The 22930-nt window shown below is 72.3% G+C and carries 17 protein-coding genes and 1 other RNA gene; 7 read left to right on the top strand and 11 right to left on the bottom strand.

The window, feature by feature from the left end; all coding sequences use genetic code 11:
• Positions 1-31: 31 nt before the first annotated feature.
• Together IEY98_RS21860 and IEY98_RS21865 are read left to right on the top strand one after the other, a co-directional pair.
• On the top strand, positions 32-934 hold the full coding sequence (locus tag IEY98_RS21860) for an ABC transporter ATP-binding protein (protein ID WP_189212417.1): 903 nt from the start codon (positions 32-34) through the stop codon (positions 932-934).
• The gene (locus IEY98_RS21865) at positions 931-1668 is read left to right on the top strand and encodes an ABC transporter permease (protein WP_189212418.1); all 738 of its coding nucleotides are present in this window, start codon (positions 931-933) and stop codon (positions 1666-1668) included. Before IEY98_RS21860 ends, IEY98_RS21865 begins: the two co-directional genes overlap by 4 nt.
• Here the strand turns inward: IEY98_RS21865 and IEY98_RS21870 are convergent.
• Together IEY98_RS21870 and IEY98_RS21875 are read right to left on the bottom strand one after the other, a co-directional pair.
• Entirely contained in the window at positions 1665-2321 is a 657-nt protein-coding gene (locus IEY98_RS21870; protein ID WP_189212419.1) for a response regulator, read from the bottom strand. The two genes, IEY98_RS21865 and IEY98_RS21870, sit on opposite strands and share 4 nt — an antisense overlap.
• Positions 2318-3844, bottom strand: coding sequence for a sensor histidine kinase (locus IEY98_RS21875; RefSeq protein ID WP_189212420.1), 1527 nt, complete (start codon positions 3842-3844; stop codon positions 2318-2320). The genes IEY98_RS21870 and IEY98_RS21875 overlap by 4 nt, the downstream gene beginning before the upstream one ends.
• Before the next feature lie 330 nt (positions 3845-4174).
• Between IEY98_RS21875 and IEY98_RS21880 the strand changes: the two genes are divergently transcribed.
• Positions 4175-8419 carry an ExeM/NucH family extracellular endonuclease gene (locus IEY98_RS21880; protein WP_229787164.1) on the top strand — a complete coding sequence of 1415 codons (4245 nt, stop codon included), beginning with the start codon at positions 4175-4177 and terminating at the stop codon, positions 8417-8419.
• Positions 8420-8512: 93 nt separating this feature from the next.
• Positions 8513-9433 (top strand): hypothetical protein, encoded by a 921-nt coding sequence (locus IEY98_RS21885; protein WP_189212529.1) that lies wholly within the window; start codon positions 8513-8515, stop codon positions 9431-9433.
• A gap of 472 nt (positions 9434-9905) precedes the next feature.
• Here IEY98_RS21885 and ssrA read toward each other — a convergent pair.
• Positions 9906-10279: a transfer-messenger RNA gene (gene ssrA / locus IEY98_RS21890) on the bottom strand.
• A 161-nt stretch (positions 10280-10440) separates the two neighbouring features.
• Between ssrA and IEY98_RS21895 the strand changes: the two genes are divergently transcribed.
• Genes IEY98_RS21895 through IEY98_RS21905 form a run of 3 tightly spaced genes read left to right on the top strand, consistent with a single transcriptional unit; the run spans position 10441 to position 12832 of the window.
• Entirely contained in the window at positions 10441-11097 is a 657-nt protein-coding gene (locus IEY98_RS21895) for a sensor domain-containing protein (protein ID WP_189212421.1), read from the top strand.
• Complete coding sequence (locus IEY98_RS21900; RefSeq protein WP_189212422.1) at positions 11094-12203, top strand: sensor histidine kinase; 1110 nt, start codon at positions 11094-11096, stop codon at positions 12201-12203. The genes IEY98_RS21895 and IEY98_RS21900 overlap by 4 nt, the downstream gene beginning before the upstream one ends.
• The gene (locus IEY98_RS21905; protein ID WP_189212423.1) at positions 12191-12832 is read left to right on the top strand and encodes a response regulator transcription factor; all 642 of its coding nucleotides are present in this window, start codon (positions 12191-12193) and stop codon (positions 12830-12832) included. The genes IEY98_RS21900 and IEY98_RS21905 overlap by 13 nt, the downstream gene beginning before the upstream one ends.
• A gap of 56 nt (positions 12833-12888) precedes the next feature.
• On the opposite strand, the gene IEY98_RS32790 is transcribed toward IEY98_RS21905, so the two are convergent.
• The 8 genes from IEY98_RS32790 to IEY98_RS21945 all read right to left on the bottom strand — a co-directional run bounded on the left by IEY98_RS32790 (position 12889) and on the right by IEY98_RS21945 (position 22773).
• Positions 12889-15339 (bottom strand): S8 family peptidase, encoded by a 2451-nt coding sequence (locus tag IEY98_RS32790; protein ID WP_229787166.1) that lies wholly within the window; start codon positions 15337-15339, stop codon positions 12889-12891.
• Positions 15340-15550: 211 nt separating this feature from the next.
• The gene (gene lon / locus IEY98_RS21915) at positions 15551-17899 is read right to left on the bottom strand and encodes an endopeptidase La (RefSeq protein WP_189212424.1); all 2349 of its coding nucleotides are present in this window, start codon (positions 17897-17899) and stop codon (positions 15551-15553) included.
• A gap of 86 nt (positions 17900-17985) precedes the next feature.
• Positions 17986-18867, bottom strand: a complete 882-nt coding sequence (locus tag IEY98_RS21920) for an amidohydrolase family protein (protein ID WP_229787168.1) — start codon at positions 18865-18867, stop codon at positions 17986-17988.
• Positions 18854-19342, bottom strand: a complete 489-nt coding sequence (gene smpB / locus IEY98_RS21925) for an SsrA-binding protein SmpB (RefSeq protein ID WP_189212425.1) — start codon at positions 19340-19342, stop codon at positions 18854-18856. The genes IEY98_RS21920 and smpB overlap by 14 nt, the downstream gene beginning before the upstream one ends.
• A gap of 32 nt (positions 19343-19374) precedes the next feature.
• A complete protein-coding gene (gene ftsX, locus IEY98_RS21930; RefSeq protein ID WP_189212426.1) occupies positions 19375-20277 on the bottom strand; it encodes a permease-like cell division protein FtsX in 903 nt (300 codons plus the stop codon).
• Positions 20278-20300: 23 nt separating this feature from the next.
• Positions 20301-20990: a cell division ATP-binding protein FtsE gene (ftsE, locus tag IEY98_RS21935; RefSeq protein WP_189212427.1), complete on the bottom strand. Its 690-nt coding sequence runs from the start codon at positions 20988-20990 to the stop codon at positions 20301-20303.
• A 100-nt stretch (positions 20991-21090) separates the two neighbouring features.
• Entirely contained in the window at positions 21091-22188 is a 1098-nt protein-coding gene (prfB, locus tag IEY98_RS21940; protein WP_189212428.1) for a peptide chain release factor 2, read from the bottom strand.
• An 84-nt stretch (positions 22189-22272) separates the two neighbouring features.
• On the bottom strand, positions 22273-22773 hold the full coding sequence (locus IEY98_RS21945) for a PadR family transcriptional regulator (protein ID WP_189212429.1): 501 nt from the start codon (positions 22771-22773) through the stop codon (positions 22273-22275).
• Between the last annotated feature and the right edge of the window lie 157 nt (positions 22774-22930).

Genomic DNA, 22930 nt, shown 5'->3' on the forward strand with positions numbered 1-22930 from the left:
CGGCCGCCCCGGCGGCCATACCGTCGCCGACATGATCGAACTGCGGAACCTCACCAAGCGGTACAAACACACGGTGGCGGTCGACGGCGTCGACTGCACCGTCCACTCCGGACTCGTCACCGGCTTCCTCGGCCCCAACGGCGCGGGCAAGTCCACCACCATGCGGATGATCCTCGGCCTCGACGAGCCCACGAGCGGGACCGCCACGATCAACGGGGTCCGCTACGACCGCATCCGGCACCCGCTGCGCACCGTCGGCGCCCTGCTCGACGCCCGCGCTGGCCACCCCGGCCGCTCCGCCCGCGCCCACCTCACCGCGCTGGCCCGGGCCACCGGGCTGCCCGTCCGCACCGTCGACGCCGTGCTGGACCGCGTCGGCCTCACCGACGTCGCGGGCAAGCGCGCGGGCACGTTCTCCCTCGGCATGGCGCAGCGGCTCGGCATCGCCGCCGCGCTGCTGGGCGACCCCGCCGTGCTGATCCTCGACGAGCCGGTCAACGGCCTCGACGTCGACGGCGTCCGCTGGATCAGGGCGCTGCTGCGCGGCCTGGCCGACGAGGGTCGCACGGTGTTCATCTCCAGCCACCTGATGAGCGAGCTGGAGCTGATCGCCGACCGCCTGCTGGTGATCGGCCGGGGCAGGCTGATCGCCGACGCGTCGATGGCCGAGGTCATCGCCCGCTCCGGCGCGGCCGTGCTGGTCCGCACCCCCGATGCGGCCGCCCTGCACGCGGCGCTGGCCGGGGCGGGCGCGGACGTCCGCAGGACAGGGCCGCACGAGCTGGCGGTCACCGGCGTGTCCGCCGAGCGGGTCGGCGACATCGCCCACGCCACCGGCGTCCGCGTCCACGGCCTCACCACCGAGCAGGCCTCACTGGAACAGGCCTACCTCGACCTCACCACCGACAGTGTCGAATTCGGAGTGACCCGATGAAGAACGCGATCGCCGCCGAGTGGACCAAGCTGTGGTCCGTGCGCGCCACCACGTGGTGCCTGATCGCCGCCGCAGGCCTGATGGCGGCGATGGTCGCCGCCAACGGCATCGCCATCAACGGCCAGCACGACGACAACCTGCCCGGCCTGACGCCGACCGCCGCGACCGAGATGCCGGTGGAGGCCACGATCTACCTCGTCCAGTTCGCGATGGCCGCCATCGCCGCGCTCGCCGTCACCGGGGAGTACGCCCACCGCGGCATCCTGCCGACCCTGCAGGCCGTCCCGGTCCGCTGGCGGGTGCCCGCGGCGAAGGCCGTCGTCACGGCGGCGGCCCTGTTCGCCTGCGGCGTCCTGCTCGCCGCGCCCGCGATCTGGCTGGCCGACGTCACCCTGGCCGAGCACGGCGCGCCCTACACCGGCGGCGATGTCGTCCACACCCTGCTGACCGTGGGCCTCTACCTGGCGCTGGTCGGCGTGCTCACCATCGGGATCGCCACCGCGCTGCGGCACATCGCCGCGACGCTGCTGGTCCTGTTCACGCTGCTGATGGTGCTGCCCGTGGTCATGCAGATCAGCCAGACCTTCCGCGACCTGTCGCACTACGTGCCCGGCATCGCGGGCATCGACCTGATGGAGGGCACGCACGTCCTCCGCGGCGCGCTGGTCCTCATCGCGTGGGCGGCCGCGGCGATGATCACGGGCATGGTCGTCCTGCGCAAGCGGGACGCCTAGACCAGCCCGGCCTCATAGGCGACGATCGCCGCCTGCACCCGGTTGCGCACCTCAAGCCGTCCGAGGATGGTGCTCACGTGGGCCTTCACGGTGCCCTCGACCAGGTGCAGGCGGCGGCCGATCTCGGCGTTGGCCAGCCCGGCGCCCACCAGCGCCAGCACCTCGCGCTCGCGCCCGGTCAGCGCGGCCACCCGCTCCCTGGCCCGCGTCCTGCGGCCCAGCAGCCCGCTCGGCCCGTCCGCCAGCTCGGCGATCACCCGGGAGGCCACCTTCGGCGAGAGGTACGCCGCGCCGTCGGCCACCGCCCGGATCCCGGCCAGCAGCTCGCGCGGGTCGCCGGACTTGAGCAGGAACCCGCCCGCGCCGTCGCCGAGCGCGCGGGCGATGTACTCGTCCTCGGCGAACGTCGTCAGCATCACGACCCCGGTCCCCGGGACCGTCCTGCGGATCTCCGCGCCCGCGGCCAGGCCGTCCAGCCGGGGCATCCGGATGTCGAGCAGCGCCACGTCCGGCCGGTGCGCCTGGGCCATGGCGACGGCCTCGCGCCCGTCGGCGGCCTCGGCGACCACGTCGATGCCGGGGTCGGCGGCCAGGATCGCGCCGACCCCGGCGCGCACCATCGCCTCGTCGTCGGCCAGCAGCACCCGGATCACCCGGTCACGTCCTTGGGCACCAAGTCCTTCGCCACCAATCGCTCCTCGTCGAAACACACCCGGAACACCGGCACGCGGAAGTCGAACAGCTCCGCGTTGCCCCGGTAGTACCGGCACCCCGCGCCCGGCGGGTTCGGCAGGCGCGGCGCGTCCATCATCTCCATGTCCGGCAGCAGCGCCTCGACCTCGGCCTTGGGCTGCCCGACGCGCAGTTCGCCGTAGAGCCGGGGATCGAGCACGGAGTTGGTCACCGAGAAGGCGTAGAAGCCGACCATGATGGCGATCAGCCCGGCCGCGAGGGCAGCGGGCACGAGCACCGCGGCGACCATCCCGCGCCGCGCGCTGCGCCGGGCGGCGGCGTACTCGTCGGCCGCGGTCACGACGGGGACACCGGCGTGCGGGAGCCGCGCGGTGACGGCGAACCCGCCGTCGGCGGGACCCGCGGCCAGCGTGCCGCCCGCCAGCCGGACCCGCTCCCGCAGCCCGATCAGGCCCGTTCCGCCGCCGACCGCCTCGGCAGGCTCCGACGGCGGCCCGTTGACCACCGCGACCGTCGTCTCGTCGCCGTCGGTCGTGATCCGGACGGACACCGCCGCGCCCGGCGCGTGCTTGGCCGCGTTGGTCAGCGCCTCCTGCACCACCCGGTAGGCCGGGCGTTCCACGGCGTCGGGCACCGCGCCCTCCAGGGTCACCGCCATGCCGGACGCGGCGGCCCGCGCGACCAGGTCCTCCACCGCGTCGCGCCCCGGCGTCGTCGGCGCGGGCCTGCCGTCCTCGCGGAGCAGGCCGATGATGTCGCGCAGCCGCTCGGTGGCCGCGCCCGCCAGCTCGCGCAGCTCGCCCGCTGCCCGCCGCTGGTCATCGCCGAGCTGCGCGGACACCTCCAGCCCGGCGGCCCGCAGCGCGATCAGGGTCAGCTCGTGGCCGAGCGAGTCGTGCATGTCCTCGGCGATGCGCGCCCGCTCCCGCAGCCGCTCCCGCTCGGCGACGATGCGCTGCTCGCGTTCGAGCTGCTCGGCCCGCTGCCAGCCCGCGGCCACCAGCTCGGCCCGCTGCCGCAGGTGCCTGCCGCCGAACCAGGGGAAGACCACCAGGAACAGCAGCGCGAGCACCGCCCAGAACCACTGCATCAGCTGGTGGTCGACGCGCCCCTGGGACACCGACATCGCCAGCGCGTACACCAGGCCCGCCGCGGCGAAGCCTGCGAAGGCGAGCACCGCGGGCCGCACGGCCGCCAGCCGCCTGCCCGCGAGGAACGCGGTGACCATCGTCGCCACGAGGTACACGGTGGACACCAGCCCGATCAGCGCCAGCCCGGCCGTCCCGGCCGCCGTGACGACCAGCCCGGCCAGCGGCCACCGCCGGGAGACCACGCCGACGAGCGCCAGCGACGCGACGAACGGCACCGCGTACCACGCGAACACCATGTCGCCGCGCAGATTGCCCAGCGCCTCGGCCCCGTACGCGGCCGCGAGGACAACACCCAGGGCGACATCCAGCGCCCACCTGCCGCGATCCCGCACGCGGCCGACGGTACAAGCCGTCAGTACGCCGCCGACACTGACGAAAGTAAGGGCCGGGGCACCGCGCCCGCGGCTCTCGGCGCGGCCACCATCAGGGACCCGACGACCAGGAGCACGACCAACAACCGGGTGAGCACATGCCACCTCCCGGGGGTATGGAATGGGCACACAGTAGAGAGCCAGCCCAGCCAGATCAACCGTTCGGGGGAATCTTGCGCTCGCGATCGAGATTGCCGGGCGACCTTTCGTACACCCATGCGCTTTGTCTCGGACACCGAAGCGACCTAGGCTGCGGCGGATTTCTGTGGAAAGCCGTTGGAGGCATGATCAATGCGCAACAGCAGCAGCGCCAGACTCGTCGCGGGGGTCGCCGTCATGGCCACCGCGGCGGCGGTGGGCGTGGTCCCGGCGTTAGCCGACCCGACCGGACCCTCGATCAGTGAGATCCACTACGACAACGCTGGCACCGACACCGGCGAGGCCATCGAGATCGACGCCCCACCGGGCTTCGACCTCGCGGGCTGGCAGATCGTCCTCTACAACGGCAGCGGCGGCGCGGCCTACGACACGCGCGCGCTGACCGGGACCGTCCCCGCCGCGGGCGTGGTCGTCGAGACCTACCCGGCCAACGGCGTGCAGAACGGCTCCCCCGACGGCGTCGCCCTGGTCCGCCCGGACGGCACGGTCGCGGAGTTCCTGACCTACGAGGGCTCGTTCACCGCCAGCGGCGGCCCCGCAAACGGCATGGCCGGCACCGACATCGGCGTCGCCGAGACCGCGGACACCCCGGTGGGCCACTCGCTGCAGAAGGTCGACGGCGCCTGGCAGGCCCCGGCCGCGCACACCTTCGGCGCGCGCAACGGCGGCGGCTCGCCCGACCCCGACCCGGACCCGGTCGGCTGCGACGTCCCCGTCGACCGCACGATCGCCGAGGTGCAGGGCACCGGCGCGGCGTCGCCGCTGGTCGGCACCACGGTCACCGTCGAGGGCGTCGTCACCGCGGACCACCGCACCGGCGGCTACAACGGCATCTACGTGCAGACCGAGGGCTCCGGCGACCGCGCCCCCTCGGCTGGCACCGCCTCCGACGGCCTGTTCGTGTTCCTGACCAGCAACCCGGCCAACCACCCCGACGTCGCCATCGGCGACCGGGTGCGGGTGCGCGGCGGCGTCAGCGAGTACTTCGGCCTGACCCAGATCACCAGCACGTCCGTGCAGGTGTGCGCGCACGACGCGCCGCTGCCCGCCGCCGTGCCGCTGAGCCTGCCGCTGGACGCGGCGGCCCGGGAGTCGGCCGAGTCGATGCTGGTGGCCCCGCTCGGCGCGTTCACCGTGTCCGAGGTCTACAACACCAACCGCTTCGGCGAGGTCGTGCTGGCCGCCGGTGACCAGGCCGCGCGCATCCCGACCGACCTGCACCGCCCGGGCACCCCGGAGGCGCAGGCGCTGGCCGCTGCCAACAAGGCCGGGCGCCTGCTGGTCGACGACGGCTCCAGCCGGAACCTGGCCAACGCGGGCGTCGCGCCGCCGTACGTCTACCCCGACGCCCCGCTGCGCGTCGGCGACGCGGTCGAGGCGTTCGCGCCCAGCGTGCTGTCCTACGGCTTCGACGAGTGGCGCCTGCAGCCGACCCGCCCGGTCGACGCGAGCACCCCGGCCATCGGCCGCACCACCTTCAAGCAGGCCAACCCGCGCACCCCGGCGCCGGAGGCGGTCGGCGGCGACATCCAGGTCGCGGCGTTCAACGTGCTGAACTACTTCGTCCACTTCGGTGGCGAGGCCCGCGGCGCCGAGGACGAGGCCGGGCTGGCCAGGCAGGAGGCGAAGATCGTCTCGGCGATCACCGCGCTGGGCGCGGAGGTCGTGGCGCTGCAGGAGATCGAGAACTCGGTGCGCTTCGACGCGGCCGACCCGCAGAAGGCGCTCAAGCGCCTGGTCGCCGCGCTGAACGCGGCCGAGGGCGCGGGCACGTGGGACTACGTGCGCACGCCCGCCGAGCTGCCCGCCCCCGAGCAGCAGGACGTCATCACCACGGCGATCATCTTCAAGCCCGGCGCGGTCACCCCGGTCGGCGCGGCGAAGTCGGTCAACGACGAGTCGGTGTGGTTCAACGCGCGCGAGCCGATCGCGCAGACGTTCCGCTCGGACGCGCTGACGTTCACCGTCGTGGCCAACCACCTCAAGTCCAAGAGCGCGGGCGGCGCGACCGGCGACAACGTCGACGCCGGTGACGGCCAGGGCGCCTACAACGGCGACCGCACCCGTCAGGCGCGGGCGCTGGTGCAGTTCGCGTCCGGCCTGGAGAACCCGATCCTGCTCGGCGACTTCAACTCCTACACCGCCGAAGACCCGATGCAGGTCTTCTACGAGGCCGGCTACACCGACCTCAACGCGGACAGCGAGGCCACCTACGTCTTCGGCGGCGAGTCCGGCTCGCTCGACCACGGCCTGGCCGGGTCCGGCCTGCGCGAGGTCGTGACCGGCGTCGACGTCTGGCAGATCAACTCGCACGAGTCCTACGCGTTCCAGTACGACGGCCTCGCCGAGTTCTACGCGCCGGACCCGTACCGGGCCAGCGACCACAACCCGATCGTGCTGGGTCTGGAGACCTCGGGCACCGTCGAGCTTCAGCTGCTGTCCATCAACGACTTCCACGGCAGGCTGGAGTCGCCGGGCAAGACCGCCGACGGCAAGCCCATCGGCGGCGCGGCGCAGCTCGCCGGGCTGGTCGACACGCTGCGCGCGCAGAACCCGAACACGCTGTTCCTCTCCGCGGGCGACAACATCGGCGCGTCGACGTTCGTCTCGGCGATCGACAACGACAACCCGACGATCGACGCGCTCAACCTGATGGGCCTCGACGCCTCCGCGGTCGGCAACCACGAGTTCGACAAGGGCATGGCCGACCTGACCGGCCGTGTCGTGCCGCGCGCTGAGTTCCCGCTGCTGGGCGCTAACGTCTACCGCGGCGACGAGCGTGCGCTGCCCGCCTACGAGGTCAAGGACGTCTCCGGCGTCAAGGTCGGCATCGTCGGCGTGGTGACCGAGCAGACCGCGTCGCTGGTCAGCCCGGACGGCATCGCGGGCCTGACCTTCCGCGACCCGGCGGCCGAGGCCGCCGCGGTGGCCGGTCAGCTCAAGGACGGCGACGCCGCCAACGGCGAGGCCGACGTGGTGGTGCTGCTCGCGCACGAGGGCGCGGCCACGGAGAACATCGGCTCCATCGATGAGCTCAAGTCCGACGAGGTGTTCAAGGACTTCATGAACCTCGGCGGCGACGTGGACGTGATCTTCAGCGGCCACACCCACCAGCCGTACGCCTTCGTCGACGGGCAGCGCCCGGTCGTGCAGGCGGGCGACTACGGCAAGCTGGTCGGCCGCGCCACGCTGACCGTCGACCTGGCGTCGAAGGACATCGTGGGCGCGGGGTCGAACCTGGTGGACGTCGTCGGCGCGCCGGAGGACGCCGCCGTCGCGCAGCTCGTCGCCGACGCCAAGAAGCGCGCCGAGGAGCTGGGCAAGCAGCCGCTGGGCTCGATCACCGCCGACATCAAGCGGGCCTACACCGAGAGCGGCAACGAGGACCGGGGCAAGGAGTCGGTGCTCGGCAACTTCATCGCCGACGTCCAGCTCGCGGGCACCGCCGAGCCGGGTCGCGGCGGCGCGCAGATCGCGTTCATGAACCCGGGCGGCCTGCGCTCCGACCTGATCCACGCCCCGGACGGCGTGGTGACGTACGCGGAGGCGTTCGCGGTCCAGCCGTTCGCCAACGACGTGGTCACCAAGACCTACACGGGCGCGGAGATCAAGCAGGTGCTGGAGGAGCAGTGGCAGCCAGCGGGCGCGTCCCGTCCGGTGCTGTGGCTGGGCGTGTCGAAGGGCTTCCGGTACCTGTACCTGCCGGAGAACCCGCAGGGCTCGCGGATCACCGGCATGTGGCTCAACGACCAGCCGGTCGACCCGGCGGGCACGTACCGGGTCACGGTGAACTCGTTCCTGGCCTCCGGCGGTGACAACTTCCGCACGCTGGCTGGCGGCACCGACCGGGCGACGACCGGCAACAACGACCTGACGATGCTGGTCGACTACTTCGCCGCGAACTCGCCGATCACCGCGGACACCGCCCCGCGCTCGGCCGTGGGCGTCCCGGCGCCGGTCTGCGACGAGACGATCACCGGGCGGCGCACCGGCCCGCTGGTGGTCTCCTCCGGCCTGACCTGCCTCGACGGCGCCGAGATCCTCGGCCCGGTCGTGGTGCGGCCGGGCGCGTCGCTGGTGGCGACCGGCGGGCGGATCGCGGGCCCGGTCGCGGCCGTGCGGCCGGAGTCGTTCGTCCTGGACGGCACCCGGGTCGCGGGCACGGTCTCGGTCAGCGGCGCCACCGGCGCGGTCTCGATCGAGGACGCGCACGTGTCCGGCCCGGTCGCGCTGACCGGCAACACCGGCGGCGTGGTCGTCGCCGGGAACACGGTCAACGGTCCGCTGGCCTGCTCGGGCAACACGCCGGCGCCGGTGAACGAGGACCGCCCGAACACCGTCCGCGGCCCGGCCGCCGGACAGTGCCGCGACCTGTAACCGGTCGATAGTGAGGCCCGCTCGGTTATAACGACCGAGCGGGCCTCACCCGTTCGGCGGATAACGCCGCGCGCCCCCGCCCGATGAAGGGGCGTGCTCGAGAACTCGCCCGCCGGCCTCTACCTGCTGGACTCCGTCGTCTCGGTGACCGTCACCGGCGAGGAGCACCACCAGCACACCCTGGCCCGCTACCCCGCCACCCCCGGCCTCTCCCGCCGCGTCGCGGTCGAACTGGGCTGGTGCACGATCCGGTCCGGCAAGCACCGAGGCGACCGCGCCATCGAGGTCCTCCTCGACGGCGACCGCGTCGGCGAACTGACCCACACCATGTCCGAGCGCTACGCGCCCATGGTCGACACGGTCATCGCCACCGGCCAGCGCCCCGGCTGCGAAGCCACCATCACCAGCGGCGACCGCGGCCTGCAGATCCAACTCCACCTCCCGCGCGCGGGCACCCCGCCGCTCGTCGCGAGCCCACCGCCGTACGTCCCCCAGCCGACGACGTACGCGCCCCTCCCGGCCACGAAACCCAAGCGCTCCCGCGTCCCCATCGCCTTCGCGGGCGCCGTGGTCGGCATGGTCGGCCTGATCTCCGCCATCGCCAGCACCGGCGAGGAGACGCCCACCGCCAACAGCACCGACCTCACGATCACCTCCACCTACACCCCGCCCCCCACCACCCTCCCCCCAACCACAACGACTACGACCACCACCACGACAACAACGACCACCACCACCCCACGCCCCACGACCACAACCCCCCGCCCCACCACCACCCGCCCAAAGCCCACCACGACGACGACCCGCCCCAAGCCCCCCGCGCAACCCGCCCCCAAACCCGAGCCCGCCCCCGCCTGCGACCCCAACTACTCCGGCTGCGTCCCCATCGCCAGCGACGTCGACTGCGCAGGCGGCAGCGGCAACGGCCCCGCCTACGTCCGAGGCCCCATCCGCGTCATCGGCACCGACATCTACGACCTCGACCGCGACAGCGACGGCATCGCCTGCGAATGAAGTCAGCCCCGCCCATAAGGCGAGCGGGCGCAGACAAGCGTCACAGGATGAACAGCTATCGGAAGCCATGCGATCTAGCCGCGACGCTCGGGCCCTCCCGGGCGTCCTGGCTCGGGTCGGTCATCTCCGCTCAGGCATTGAGAGGACTCGCATGGCCGCCCACGACCCGACAGCCCGAGCCGCCATCCAGTGCGGGACATCGAGCGAATCGAGATACCCCGGCCGTCACGCAACGGCGAACTGGTCGCGTTGCGCATCGAGGCCGGTGACCTCGATCGACTGAGGTCGCTCGATTGGCCCTAGCCCACCCCTGGCGGGTGTCAGCAGGACCGGGGGATAAACGCGGGACCCACCCCAAGCAGGAACCACCCCGCCAACGCAAGATCCCGCACCGTGGGGGTGTGGAGGCTCGGCCCCCACGCAAAATGCCGAAACGACCCGGTCCGCGCTCTCCGCGGACACGGGTCGCCTCGAGTGGAGGTGCCGGGAATCGAACCCGGGTCCTCTGTCGCCTTGACAAGGCTTCTCCGTGCGCAGTTCGCTGTGTCTCTGCTTGGCCCTACCGATCACGCGAACTAGTCGGTATGACGGGCCCAGTCACTGTGGGTTTCCCGATCAGGCCCCGTGACCGGGCCTGGCGGTAAGCCTCCTAGCTGATGCCGGCGAGCCAGGGCGGAGGCACCCCTGGGCCGACAGACCCGATACTCGCTTAGGCAGCGAGTTCGTAGTCAGCGCGACTGTTAGTCTTGGCGCTTATTTTTTTGCGTTCGACGCTTGAGGTGGTCGTACGCCTGCACCTGCACGCTTCCCTTGACTCAACGTCCAGAGTCGAAACCGTTCACCCCCTTGTTGGGTACCTGCACCCAGTCTAACGCGCGACGCCGCCCGGATCATCCCGGTTGCCGGGGAAGGGTGGGGACAGCCCTACCTCGGGCTCGGAGGTTTCCCGGATGTGCCCGCGACCTGCGGCGCGGCATGCTGGTCCCAGCACTACGACAGGGGACGACATGACTACGGCTATCCAGCCTGACCAGGGCTTCCAGCACGACGGCACCACGCCGCGGCCGCCGTTGACCGGGTCGGTGGTGTACCTGGTGATGAACCTCGGGGTGGGCATCGCGGGGTTCGTGACGCTGGTGACGCTGTTCGCCGTCGGGCTGGGCACGGCGATCATCTGGGTCGGGCTGCCCGTGCTCGCGCTGGCCGTGCTCCTCTGCCGGGGCGGCGCGCAGGTGGAGCGGGCCAGGGTCTACGCCCTGCTCGACACCTACATCGCGGCGCCGCACTCGCCGCTGCCGGAGACGGGGCGGTGGAAGGCGCGGTTCCGGGATGGCGGCACCTGGCGGTCCCTGGCGTACTTCCTGCTGCTCCTGCCCATCGGCATCGTCGAGTTCACGATGATGGTGGCGCTCTGGGCCAGCTCGCTCGGCCTGCTGTTCCTGCCCGTCTACTTCCGGTTCCTGCCCACGGGCAGCTACCGGCTGTGGGACTGGGACCGCCCGGTGCTCGTCATCGACTCGACCGTGGAGGCGCTGCCGTTCACCGCGCTGGGCGTGCTGGTGCTGGCCGTCACCCTGGTGACGACCCGCTGGCTGGCCCGGGTGCACGCCCGGTTCGCCCGCGCCCTGCTCGGCCCGGTGCTGACCACGGCGGTGGGCAGGTGAACCGGCGGTACCCGCACCCGGCCAAGGCGATCCTGTACCTGCTCGGCGGGTTCCCCCTGGCCCTGGTCACCTTCGTCATCGGCGTCATCGGCTGGCTCGTCGGCTTCGCCACCGTGGTCGTCTGGATCGGCGTGCCGATCCTGGTGGGCAGCATCATCGCCACCCGGGCCCTGGGCAACGCGCACGTGGCCTGGACCCGGCTGATCTGCCCGGACCTGCCGAGCAGGCCGGTGCTGGAGCCGACTGACCAGAGCGGGCTGCGGCAGTGGCCGGTGCTGTTCACCGCCCGGCGGACCTGGCGGGACCTGGCCTTCGTCCTGCTGAACTTCCCGCTGGCCGTGCTCGGCTTCGCCCTCGGCGTGGTCAGCGTCCCGCTGGTGCCGCTGGCCCTGTGGGTGGCGCCCCGGTTCGCCTGGCTGCAGGCGCAGCTGGCGGTGGCCCTGCTCAGCAAGGACCCCACGGCGGCGCTGACCGAGCGCGCCCAGCGGCTGCAGGCCTCGCGGGCCCGGGGCGTGGACGCCGCCGAGGCCGAGCGCCGCCGCATCGAGCGCGACCTGCACGACGGCGCCCAGCAGCGGCTCGTCGCCGTGGCGATGGGCCTGGGCCGGGCCAAGACCAAGCTCGACGCCGACCCGGTCGCCGCCCGCGCCCTGCTGGACGAGGCGCACGCCGACGCCAAGCTGGCCGTCGCCGAGCTGCGCGACCTCGCCCGCGGCATCTACCCGGCGGTCCTGGCCGACCGCGGCCTGGACGCGGCGCTGTCGTCGCTGGCGGCGCGGTGCCCGGTGCCGGTCGAGGTGCACGTGGACGTCGACCCGCGCCCGCCCGCCGCGGTGGAGAGCACCGCGTACTTCATCGTCAGCGAGACCCTCACCAACCTCGCCAAGCACGCCCAGGCGAACAACGCCCTAATCCGCGCGTGGCGCGAGGACGACCGCGTGGTCGTCGAGGTGACCGACGACGGCGTCGGCGGCGCGCAGGTGCGCCCCGGGGGCGGCCTGTCCGGCCTGGCCGACCGGGCTGCGACGATCGACGGCGTGATGACCGTGGTGAGCCCGCTCGGCGGGCCGACTGTGATCCGGGCGGACCTGCCGTGCGAGTGGTGATCGCCGAGGACTCCGTCCTGCTGCGCATGGGCGTCCTCCGGCTGCTGGCCGACGAGGGCATCGAGACGGCCGCGGCCGTGGAGAACGGCGACGACCTGCTGGGCGCGGTCACCGAGCACCGGCCCGACCTGGCGATCGTCGACGTGCGGATGCCGCCGACGTTCACCGACGAGGGGCTGCGCGCTGCGCTGGCCGCCCGCGCCGCCGTGCCGGACCTGCCGGTGCTGGTGCTCTCCCAGTACGTCGAGGAGCGCTATGCCGCCGACCTGCTGGCCGACGGCCGGGGCGGCGTCGGCTACCTGCTGAAGGAGCGGGTGGCCGACGTGGCCGAGTTCATCGACGCCGTCCACCGGGTCGCCCGGGGTGGCACGTGCATTGACCAGGAGGTGATCGCGCAGCTCATGGCCCGGAAGCGGAGGAACCCGGTGGACGCGCTCACCCCGCGCGAGCGGGAGGTGCTCGGGCTGATGGCCCAGGGCCTGTCGAACGTGGCGATCGCCCGGTCGCTGGTGGTCTCCGACGGCGCGGTCGAGAAGCACATCGGCAACATCTTCACCAAGCTGGGGCTGGAGCCCAGCGGCGAGGAGCACCGCCGGGTGCGGGCCGTGCTGGCGTACCTGGAGCGGTGACGAGTGCGGCCCGACCCCGTCGCCGGGGCCGGGCCGCCTCACCCACCTATCCCCCGTCAGCTCGCCGTGAGGGCGAGGTCATCGAGGACGAAGGACGTCTGCAGGCTGGCGTCCTCCACGCCGGTGAACTTGACCGTCACCGTCTGGCCCGCGAACTGCGACACGTCGACGGTGTGCAGTCGGTAGCCGTTGGCGGCGTCCAGGTTCGAGAACGTCTTCACGGTGGTCGTGCCGACCTGGACGGTCAGCTTGTCGTAGGCCACCGAGGACGTGTACTCGTCGGTGTCGATGTGCAGGTGGAACGACAGGCTGGCCGAGCAGCCCGCCGGGATCGCCACCGACTGGGCCAGCGAGTCGGTGCGGGTGCGGCCCCAGCCGTTGAGCCAGGCGTTCCACGAGCCGGTGCGCGGCGGCTGGCCGTAGGAGCCGTGCTGGCCGATCACGTTGGTCGTGGCCGTCCAGCTCGCCGAGCCGGACTCGAAGCCGGGGTTGGCCAGCTTCTGCCCGCCGGGGCAGCCCGAGCCGGGGGTGACCGTCCAGCGGAAGGTCGCGCTGCCGCTGGCGCCCGCCGAGTCCCGCGCGGTGATGGTCACCGTGTGGTTGCCCACCGCGGTCAGGGTGCCGGTGATCCGGTTGCCGGACAGCTGCGCGCCCGGGGGCAGGCCGGTGGCCGCGAAGGTGTACGGCGCGGTGCCGCCGGAGGCGGTCAGCGTCAGGTCCACCGCGTCGCCGACCTCGTTGGTCTGGTCGCCGGGGCTGGGCACGACGACGTCGGAGCCGCCGCCGATGACCCAGTCGAACGAGGTCGTCGCCGAGCCGCCCTCGGCGGCGGTGACCGTGACGGTGACGCGGTAGGCGCCGCCCGCCGTCGGGACGCCGACCAGCGTCACGGTGTCGGTGTCGCTGTCCAGCGCGGAGATGCCCGGGGGCAGACCGGTCGCCGTCCAGCCGTACGGGCCGGTGCCGCCGGAGACGACCAGCTTCAGCGCGGCCTCCTGGCCGACGGTCCCGCTCTGCTGACCCGGGTTCGGCAGCGTCAGGTCGCCGCCGCCGTCCTCGGTCACCGTCCACGGGATCGACAGCCGCGCGGAGCCGTCGGCGGCGTCGGAGACGGACACGTGGGCCTCGAAGGAGCCCGCGGTCGTCGGCGTTCCGGAGATCACGCCCGTGGAAGCGTTGACGGACAGGCCCGGCGGGAGGTCCACAGCGGACCACTGGTACGGCGGGGTGCCGCCGGTCGCGGTCAGCCGCAGGGTCACCGCGGCGCCGACCGCGCTCGTCTGCGCGCCCGGGTCCTGGACCTCGACCGGCGTGGACACCGCCTGCTCGACGTACAGCAGCTTGTTCGGCGAGCCCGCGCCCGGGTTGGTGATCTTGTCCGGAGTGGACGCCGCGAGCAGCGCGTCGCCGACCTGGCTCGGCGTCTCGTTCGGGTGCGCCGAGAGCCGCAGCGCGGCGACGCCCGCGACGTGCGGCGCGGCCATCGAGGTTCCGCTGATGGTGTTGGTCGCCGAGTCGCTGGTGTACCAGGGCGCGGTGATGCTGACGCCCGGGGCGAAGATGTCGGTGCAGCGGCCGAAGTTGGAGAACGAGGCGCGCGCGTCGTTGCGGTCGGACGCGTTGACCGTGATCCCCTCGGCCACCCGGGCGGGCGAGGTGTTGCAGGCGTCGCGGTTGTCGTTGGCCGAGGCCAGCGAGTAGACGACGCCGGAGCTGATCGAGTTGCGCACGGCGGTGTCCACAGAGGTGTTCGCGCCGCCGCCCAGGCTCATGTTGGCCACGGCGGGCTTGCGCGCGTTCTGCGTCACCCACTCGATGCCGCTGATCACCCCGGCGAAGCTGCCGGAGCCGTCACAGCCCAGCACCTTCACCGCGACGAGCTTGACGTCCTTGGCGACGCCGTACGCGGTGCCGCCGACCGTGCCCGCCACGTGCGTGCCGTGGCCGTTGCAGTCGGTGTTGTTGCCGTCCCCGGCGGTGTTGGTGCCCCACGTCGCGCGACCGCCGAAGTCGTTGTGCGTGGTGCGGATGCCGGTGTCGATGATGTACGCCGTCACATTGGACGCCGTGTTGGGATAGGTGTAGCTGTTGTCCAGCGGCAGGTTGCGCTGGTCGATGCGGTCCAGGCCCCAGGACGGCGGGTTGGGCTGGGTTCCGGCCACCCGCACCACACCGTCCTGCTCGACGTAGGCCACGGCGGGGTCGGCGGCCAGCTTGCGCGCCTGGCGCTCGGTCATCCGGGCGGCGAACCCGTTGACCGCCCGGCTCCAGGTCGCCTTGACGGTCGCGCCGTGCTTGGCGGCCAGCGAGTTCGCCGACTGCGCCGCCACGACGCCGTTCTCCAGGACGACGATGTAGCTGCCGTCGATCGCTCCCGGGGCGCCTGCCCCGAGGATGGCGCCCTCGGCTGCGGCGGCCGGGGTCGCAGTGGCCATCACCAGGGACAAGGTGACGGCGGCCGCGGCGACGGGTGCGGTCAGCACCCGAGCCACGCGGACGTGTCTCATCGCGGTCAATCTCCCTCAACGCAGGGTGAATGCAGGGACGTCCGCGCGAACGTAGGTCCGAGATAAGCCGACATTCGCCCCACCGCGCCAGGGCTGAACCGGAGGTTCGGCTGAACAGGGGAGGAGCTATGGCCCGGGGGCCGCTCGCGCTATGCGGTGAAGCGCGGACGGCCCCCGGTCGCCATAGTGGACATAAGAGACAGTCATAAGGTCAAGCGGCCACCGCGCCCGCGACCTCCGGGGCCAGCGCGACCGCCAGCACCTCGCGGACATCGCCGACCAGGTGCACGGTCAGCGCCGAGCGCACCGACTCGGGCACGTCGTCGAGGTCGGGCTCGTTGCGGCTGGGCAGCAGCACGGTCGTGATGCCCGCCCGGTGCGCGGCCAGCAGCTTCTGCTTGACCCCGCCGATCGGCAGCACCCGCCCGGTCAGCGACACCTCGCCGGTCATCGCCACGTCGGAGCGCACCGGCCGCCCGGACAGCAGCGACGCCAGCGCCGTGGTCATGGTGACGCCCGCGCTCGGCCCGTCCTTGGGCACCGCGCCCGCGGGCACGTGGATGTGCACGCCGCGCTCGCCGAGCGAGCCGATCGGCAGCCCGAGCCCGGGGCCGTGCGACCGCAGGTAGGACAACGCGATCTGCGCCGACTCCTTCATCACCTCGCCCAGCTGCCCGGTGAGCGTCACGCCGGACGAGCCGGTGTCCTTGTCCGCCAGGGACGCCTCGACGAACAGCACGTCGCCGCCCGCCCCGGTCACCGCGAGACCGGTGGCCACGCCGGGAGCCGACGTCCGCTCGGCCGACTCCGGCGTGTGCCTCGGCCGACCGAGGTAGCCGCGCAGGTCCCCGGCGCCGACCCGGACCGGGAGGGCGTCGTCGCCGAGCGCCACGCGCGCGGTGACCTTCCGCAGCACGCGCGCGATCGAGCGCTCCAGCTCCCGCACACCGGCTTCCCGCGTGTACTCCCCGGCCAGCGCCCGCAGGGCGTCGTCGGAGATCACGGCCTCGTCAGCGGACAGCCCGGCCCGGTCGAGCTGCCTCGGCAGCAGGTGGTCACGCGCGATGGTGACCTTCTCGTCCTCGGTGTAGCCGTCGAGGCGCACCAGCTCCATGCGGTCCAGCAGCGGCCCGGGGATGGCGTCGACGACGTTGGCCGTGGCCAGGAACACCACGTCCGACAGGTCCAGCTCCACCTCGAGGTAGTGGTCGCGGAACGTGTGGTTCTGCGCCGGGTCCAGCACCTCCAGCAGCGCCGCCGTCGGGTCGCCCCGGTAGTCGGCGCCCACCTTGTCGATCTCGTCGAGCAGCACGACCGGGTTCATCGACCCGGCCTCCTTGACCGCCCGCACGATCCGACCCGGCAGCGCGCCGACGTACGTGCGCCGGTGCCCGCGGATCTCCGCCTCGTCGCGCACGCCGCCCAGCGCGACCCGGACGAACTTGCGCCCCATGGCCCGCGCCACCGACTCGCCCAGCGACGTCTTGCCCACCCCGGGCGGCCCGGCCAGGGCCAGCACGGCGCCGCTGCGCCTGCCCTCGACGACGCCGAGCCCCCGGTCCGCCCGCCGCTTGCGCACGGCCAGGTACTCGACGATGCGCTCCTTGACGTCGTCGAGCCCGGCGTGGTCGGCGTCGAGCACGGCCCGCGCGCCCGCGATGTCGTAGGCGTCCTCGGTGCGCTCGGTCCACGGCAGCTCCAGCACCGTGTCCAGCCACGTGCGGATCCAGCCCACCTCCGGCGACGACTCGCTGGCCCGCTCCAGCTTGTCCACTTCGGACAACGCGGCCGCGCGCACCTTCTCCGGCAGGTCGGCCGCCTCCACGCGGGCGCGGTAGTCCTGCTCGTCGGAGGCGGGCTTGCCCTCCAGCTCGGCCAGCTCCTTGCGGATGGCGGAGAGCTGCTGGCGCAGCAAGAACTCCCGCTGCTGCTTCTCCACGCCCTCCTGCACGTCCTTGCGGATGGTCTCGGCGACGTCCAGCTCGGCCAGGTGCTCGCGGGCCCACTCGACCAGCTTCTCCAGCCGCTCGGCCACGTCCGTGGTCTCCAGCAGCCACACCTTGCGCTCGTCGGACAGGTACGGCGCGTACCCGGCGAGGTCGGCGAGCGCGGACGGGTCGTCCAGCGCGGTCACCGCGTCGACCGTCTGCCAGGCGTTGCGCTGCTGGAGGATGGTCACGACCAGGCGCTTGTACTCCCTGGCCAGCTCGACGGCGCGCTCGGGCACGGTCTCGTCGACGACGTCGACGTGCACCCACAGCGCCGCGCCCGGCCCGGTGGTCCCCGCGCCCAGCCGGACCCGGCCGGTGCCGCGCACCACCGCGGCCAGCTCGCCGCCGGGCAGCCGCCCGACCTGCTCGACCACGGCGACGGTGCCCACCGAGGCGTACTTGCCGTCCAGCCTGGGGACCAGGGCCACCCGGTCCTGCTTCTCCCCCAGCGCGCGGGCCGCCTCGACCGCCGCGCGGGCCTCGCTGGTCAGCGACACGGGCACGACCATGCCGGGCAGCAGGACCGTGTCGTCCAGCGGCAGCACCGGCAGCGTCAGAGCCTCCGACATGGGATCACCCCTCGTGAAGTTGAGTCTGACCAACTCAACCTCCCTGAGCCGGGGTTTGTTTCCCCCGACCGTTCGCCCAGGGTGAACTACAGCCGGAGCAGCCGGGCGGGCGTGTCGTGCAGCACCGCGCGCAGGAAGGGCTCACCCAGCCTGCGGTCCTGCGCCCAGGACGCGACCGCGGCGACCTGCTCGGCGTAGGCGTACGGGATCGATGGGAAGTCCGTGCCGAACGCGACCCGGTCCGGGTAGGCCGCCAGCCGGTCGAGCCAGTCGGTCGGCAGCGGCGACATCCGGGTCGTGAACCCGACACCCACCATGGTCGTGTCGATATGGACGTTCGGGTACGCCGCCACCAGGTCCAACGCCTGCGAGATCTCCGGCATGCCCGCGTGCGCGAGCACCGCCGTCAGCCGGGGGTGGCGCACCAGCACCTCGTTGAACACGTCCAGCCCGGTGTGCTCGCCGCGCAGCGGGCCGTGGCCACAATGGACCACCACCGGCACCCCGGCGTCGGCCAGCATGCCCCACGCCGCGTCGAGCAGCTCCGAGCGCGGGTCGTACGCGCCCACCTGCACGTGCGCCTTCACGCACCGGATGCCCGTGCGCAGCGCCGCGTCGAGGTAGGACGTGACCGACGGTTCCGGGTAGAGGGTCGCCGTCGGCACGGCGCCCGGGGTGTCGGCGGCGAAGTCGCGCACCCAGTCGGTCAACCACTCGGCCATGCCGGGCTTGTGCGGGTAGACCAGCGGTGCGAACGCCACCACGCCGAGCGACCGCAGGACCTCGACCCGCTCGGCTGCCGGCAGCCGGTACTGGATCGGCCACTCGGTGCCGTAGTTGGCCCCGGCCTGGTCGAAGTACGCCCAGACCTTGCGCTGGACGGCGTCGGGCAGGAAGTGCACGTGGATGTCGACCAGGCCGGGCACGCCGAGGCCGCGCACCCAGGCCGCGACGTCAGCGTCGCGCACCGGCGCCTCTCTTCGCCGCCCGGCCCATCACCTTCTGGATCTCCCGCTCGGCGTCGCGCTTGGCCAGCGACTGGCGCTTGTCGTGCGCCTTCTTGCCCCGGGCCAGGGCCAGCTCGACCTTGACCTTGCCGTCCTTGAAGTACATCGACAGCGGCACCAGCGAGGTCCCGGACTCCTTGGTCTTGCCGATCAGCCGCAGGATCTCCTTCTTGTGGAGCAGCAGCTTGCGGGTGCGGCGCGGCTCGTGGTTGGTCCAGGTGCCGTGGCTGTACTCCGGGATGTGCAGGCCGCGCAGCCAGATCTCCCCGTCGTCGACCGTGGCGAAGGAGTCCACCAGCGACGCCCGCCCCGCGCGCAGGCTCTTGACCTCGGTGCCCATGAGCGCGATCCCGGCCTCGTAGGTGTCCAGGATCGTGTAGTCGTGCCGCGCCTTGCGGTTCGACGCGATGACCTTCTGGCCGGTTTCCTTCGCCATGAGAACCAACTCTACGGAGGCCGACAAGCGGGTTACGTGCGCACGTACAGCCGCAGCGTCACATACCCGGTGATGCCGGAGATGACCAGCGCGGTGAGCAGCAGGATCGGCGCGACCAGCAGGATGTCCACGCCGTCGACCGAGCTGACCACGCCGGATTGGATCGACCCGCCGAGCACGTCGTCGATGAAGGTCACCTTGAGCACCACCAGCAGCCCGATCGCCACCAGGGCGCCGACAATGCCGGTGACCACCGCCTCCAGGAGGAACGGCAGCTGGGTATACCAGCGGGTCGCGCCGACCAGGCGCATGATGCCGACTTCCACGCGCCTGGTGAACGCCGAGAGCTGCACGGTGTTGGAGATCAGCAGCAGCGCCGCGATGGCCATGACGAGCGCGACGAAGAAGGTGCCGTTGCGCAGGCTGTTCAGCACGCCGAAGAACCGGTCGAGGAACTCGCCCTGGTCGGCGATCGACTCCACGCCGGGGCGCCCGCCGTAGGTCTGGTCGATCACCTCGGGCCGCTCGGGGTCGACCAGCTTGATCCGGAACGACGCGGGCAGCGCCTCCGGCCGGGCCAGCTTCACCAGCTCCGGCTGCGCCTCGAAGATGCGCTTGAACCGCTCGTAGGCCTCGTCGCGGCTCTCGTGGTCGACCTGCTCGACGGCCGGGTCGGCCTCCAGCGCCGCGCGCAGCCCCGCGCACGGCTCGGCCGCGCACTCCGGGTCCGTCTCGGAGACGTCGTTGGTCAGGTAGACGCTGACCTCGACCTTGTCCTGGTAGAGCGTCTGCGTCTTGTCGATCATCCGCACGACCAGCAGGCCGCCGCCGAGCAGGGCCAGCGAGATGGCGGTGGTGATGATCATGGCGATGGTCATCGTGATGTTCCGGCGCAGGCCGGTGACGACCTCGCTGAACACAAAACTCGCGCGCATCGTTCCTCAGGCTCTCGGGGTGGTCAGCGGCCGACGCCGTACACGCCGCGGGCGTCGTCGCGGACCACGCGGCCGAGGTCCAGCTCGACGACCCTGCGGCGCATGGAGTCCACGATGGAGTGGTCGTGGGTGGCCATCAGCACGGTCGTGCCGGTGCGGTTGATCCGCTCCAGCAGCAGCATGATGTCCTGGCTGGTGTCCGGGTCCAGGTTCCCGGTCGGCTCGTCGGCCAGCAGCATGAGCGGCCGGTTGACGAACGCGCGGGCGATGGCCACGCGCTGCTGCTCGCCGCCGGAGAGCTCGTTGGGCATGCGCTCGGCCTTGCCCTCCAGGCCGACCAGCTCCAGCACCTCGGGCACGACCTTGCGGATGGTGTGCCGGGGCTTGCCGATCACCTCGAGGGCGAAGGCCACGTTCTCGGCGACGGTCTTGTTGTGCAGCAGGCGGAAGTCCTGGAACACGCAGCCGATGGACTGGCGCAGCCGGGGCACCCGGCGCCTGGCCATCCTGGCGACGTCGAAGTTGGCGACGTAGACCCGGCCCTTGGTGGGCACTTCCTCGCGCAGCAGCAGCCGGAGGAAGGTCGACTTCCCGGAGCCGGACGCACCGATCAGGAAGACGAACTCACCCTTGTCCACCTCGACGGACACGTTCTCCAGCGCGGGTCGCGTGGAGGTCTTGTAGACCTTGGAAACCTGTTCGAGCCGGATCACGGTGCGCGAGTCTACCCCCGGGCGTTATCGACCCGTTGCCTCGCCCGGTCATCCGATTTATCCAGTTCACCCTATGTGCGCCAGCCCCACCCGAGCGTGACTACTGGGTGCGCCGCCAGCGGATGCCCGCCTCGAGGAACCCGTCGATCTCGCCGTCGAGCACCGCGCTCGGCGTGCCGACCTCGTGCTCGGTGCGCAGGTCCTTGACCATCTGGTACGGGTGCAGGACGTAGGAGCGCATCTGGTTGCCCCACGACCCGGACGAGGAGTCCTTCAGCGAGTCCAGCCGCGCCTGCTCCTCCTGCCTGCGCCGCTCCAGCAGCTTGGACTGCAGCACGGCCATCGCGGTGGCCTTGTTCTGCAGCTGCGAGCGCTCGTTCTGGCAGGAGACGACGATGCCGGTCGGCAGGTGCGTGATGCGCACCGCGGAGTCGGTGGTGTTGACGCCCTGGCCGCCGGGGCCCGACGAGCGGTAGACGTCGACGCGCAGGTCCTTCTCATCGATATCGATGTGGTCGGTCTGCTCGGTGACCGGAACGACCTCGACCGCGGCGAAGGAGGTCTGCCTGCGGCCCTGGTTGTCGAACGGCGAGATGCGCACCAGCCGGTGCGTGCCCTGCTCGACCGAGAGGGTGCCGTAGGCGTAGGGGGCCTCGACCTTGAAGGTGGCGGACTTGATGCCCGCCTCCTCGGCGTAGGAGGTGTCGTAGACCTGGGTCGGGTAGCCGTGGCGCTCGGCCCAGCGCAGGTACATGCGCATGAGCATCTCGGCGAAGTCGGCGGCGTCGACGCCGCCCGCCTCGGCCCGGATGGTGACCAGCGCCTCGCGCTCGTCGTACTCGCCCGACAGCAGCGTGCGGACCTCCATCGCGGCGATGTCGGCGCGCAGCTTCTCCCGCTCGGCGTCGGCCTCGGCGCGGGCGTCCTCGTCCTCGCCCTCCTCGGCCAGCTCGTAGAGCACGCCGAGGTCGTCCACCCGCGACCGCAGGCTCTCGATCCGGCGCAGCTCGCCCTGGCGGTGCGCCAGCTGGCTGGTCACCTTCTGGGCGGCCTCCGGGTCGTCCCACAGGTCCGGCCGGGCCGCCTGCTCCTCCAGCGCCGCGACCTGGTTGCGCAGGCTGTCGAGGTCGATCACGGCCTCGACGTTGGCCAGCGTGGCGGAGAGGTCCTTGAGGTCGGTCACGACGTCGGGGTTCACGTCGTACAAGGTTACGCGGACCTCACGCCCGGCGTGCAGGCGGACGGCCGCGATGGTCGCACGCCCCATCGCGGCCGGGTCGGCCTAGGCCTTCGGGACGGCGTCCAGCAGCTTGAGCACCGCCTTCGCGCGGGCGACCCCGAACTCGGCGATCGCCTTCGCGTAGGGGTCCTCGGCGGACTTCGACGCGGCCTTGGCCACGTCCAGCTCGCCCGCGTAGGCCACCTTCGCCTGATCGATCAGGTTCGTCCGCTGCTTGGCGGTCAGCGTGTCGGCGTGCACCAGGCGCAGGATGAGCGGGCTGCGCAGGTGGTCGGGGCCAGGCTCGGCGGCCAGCCACGACTTGAACGCCTTCTTGCCCGCCGCGGTCAGGACGTACTGCTGACTGGAGCGCGGCCCCTGCTTGCCCAGCCGGACGAGTCCGGCGTCGGCCAGCGCGGGCAGCTCCCGGTACACCTGGCTGCGCGTGACACTGAAGAACGAGCCGAAGCGCTCGCGGGCCGCCGCGACGAGCTGCCCGCCGGTCTGCGGACCGTCGTGCAGCAAGCCGAGCAGTGCCGCTGCGGTTGCATTCAAATCAGACACATGTCCACGGTGCCACGTTCCGCGCACGCTGTCCACAATGGCCGGCCTGCCCAGTCCACAATGGCTGATCACAGCCGGGCTCCGCCGACTCGTTCGGACGCGACCGAACAGCCCAAGCCACCCCGCCCGTCCGGCGCAAACCGCGACGGTCCCCTTG

The sequence above is a fragment of the Actinokineospora fastidiosa genome (assembly GCF_014648415.1).
GTDB lineage: Bacteria > Actinomycetota > Actinomycetes > Mycobacteriales > Pseudonocardiaceae > Actinokineospora > Actinokineospora fastidiosa.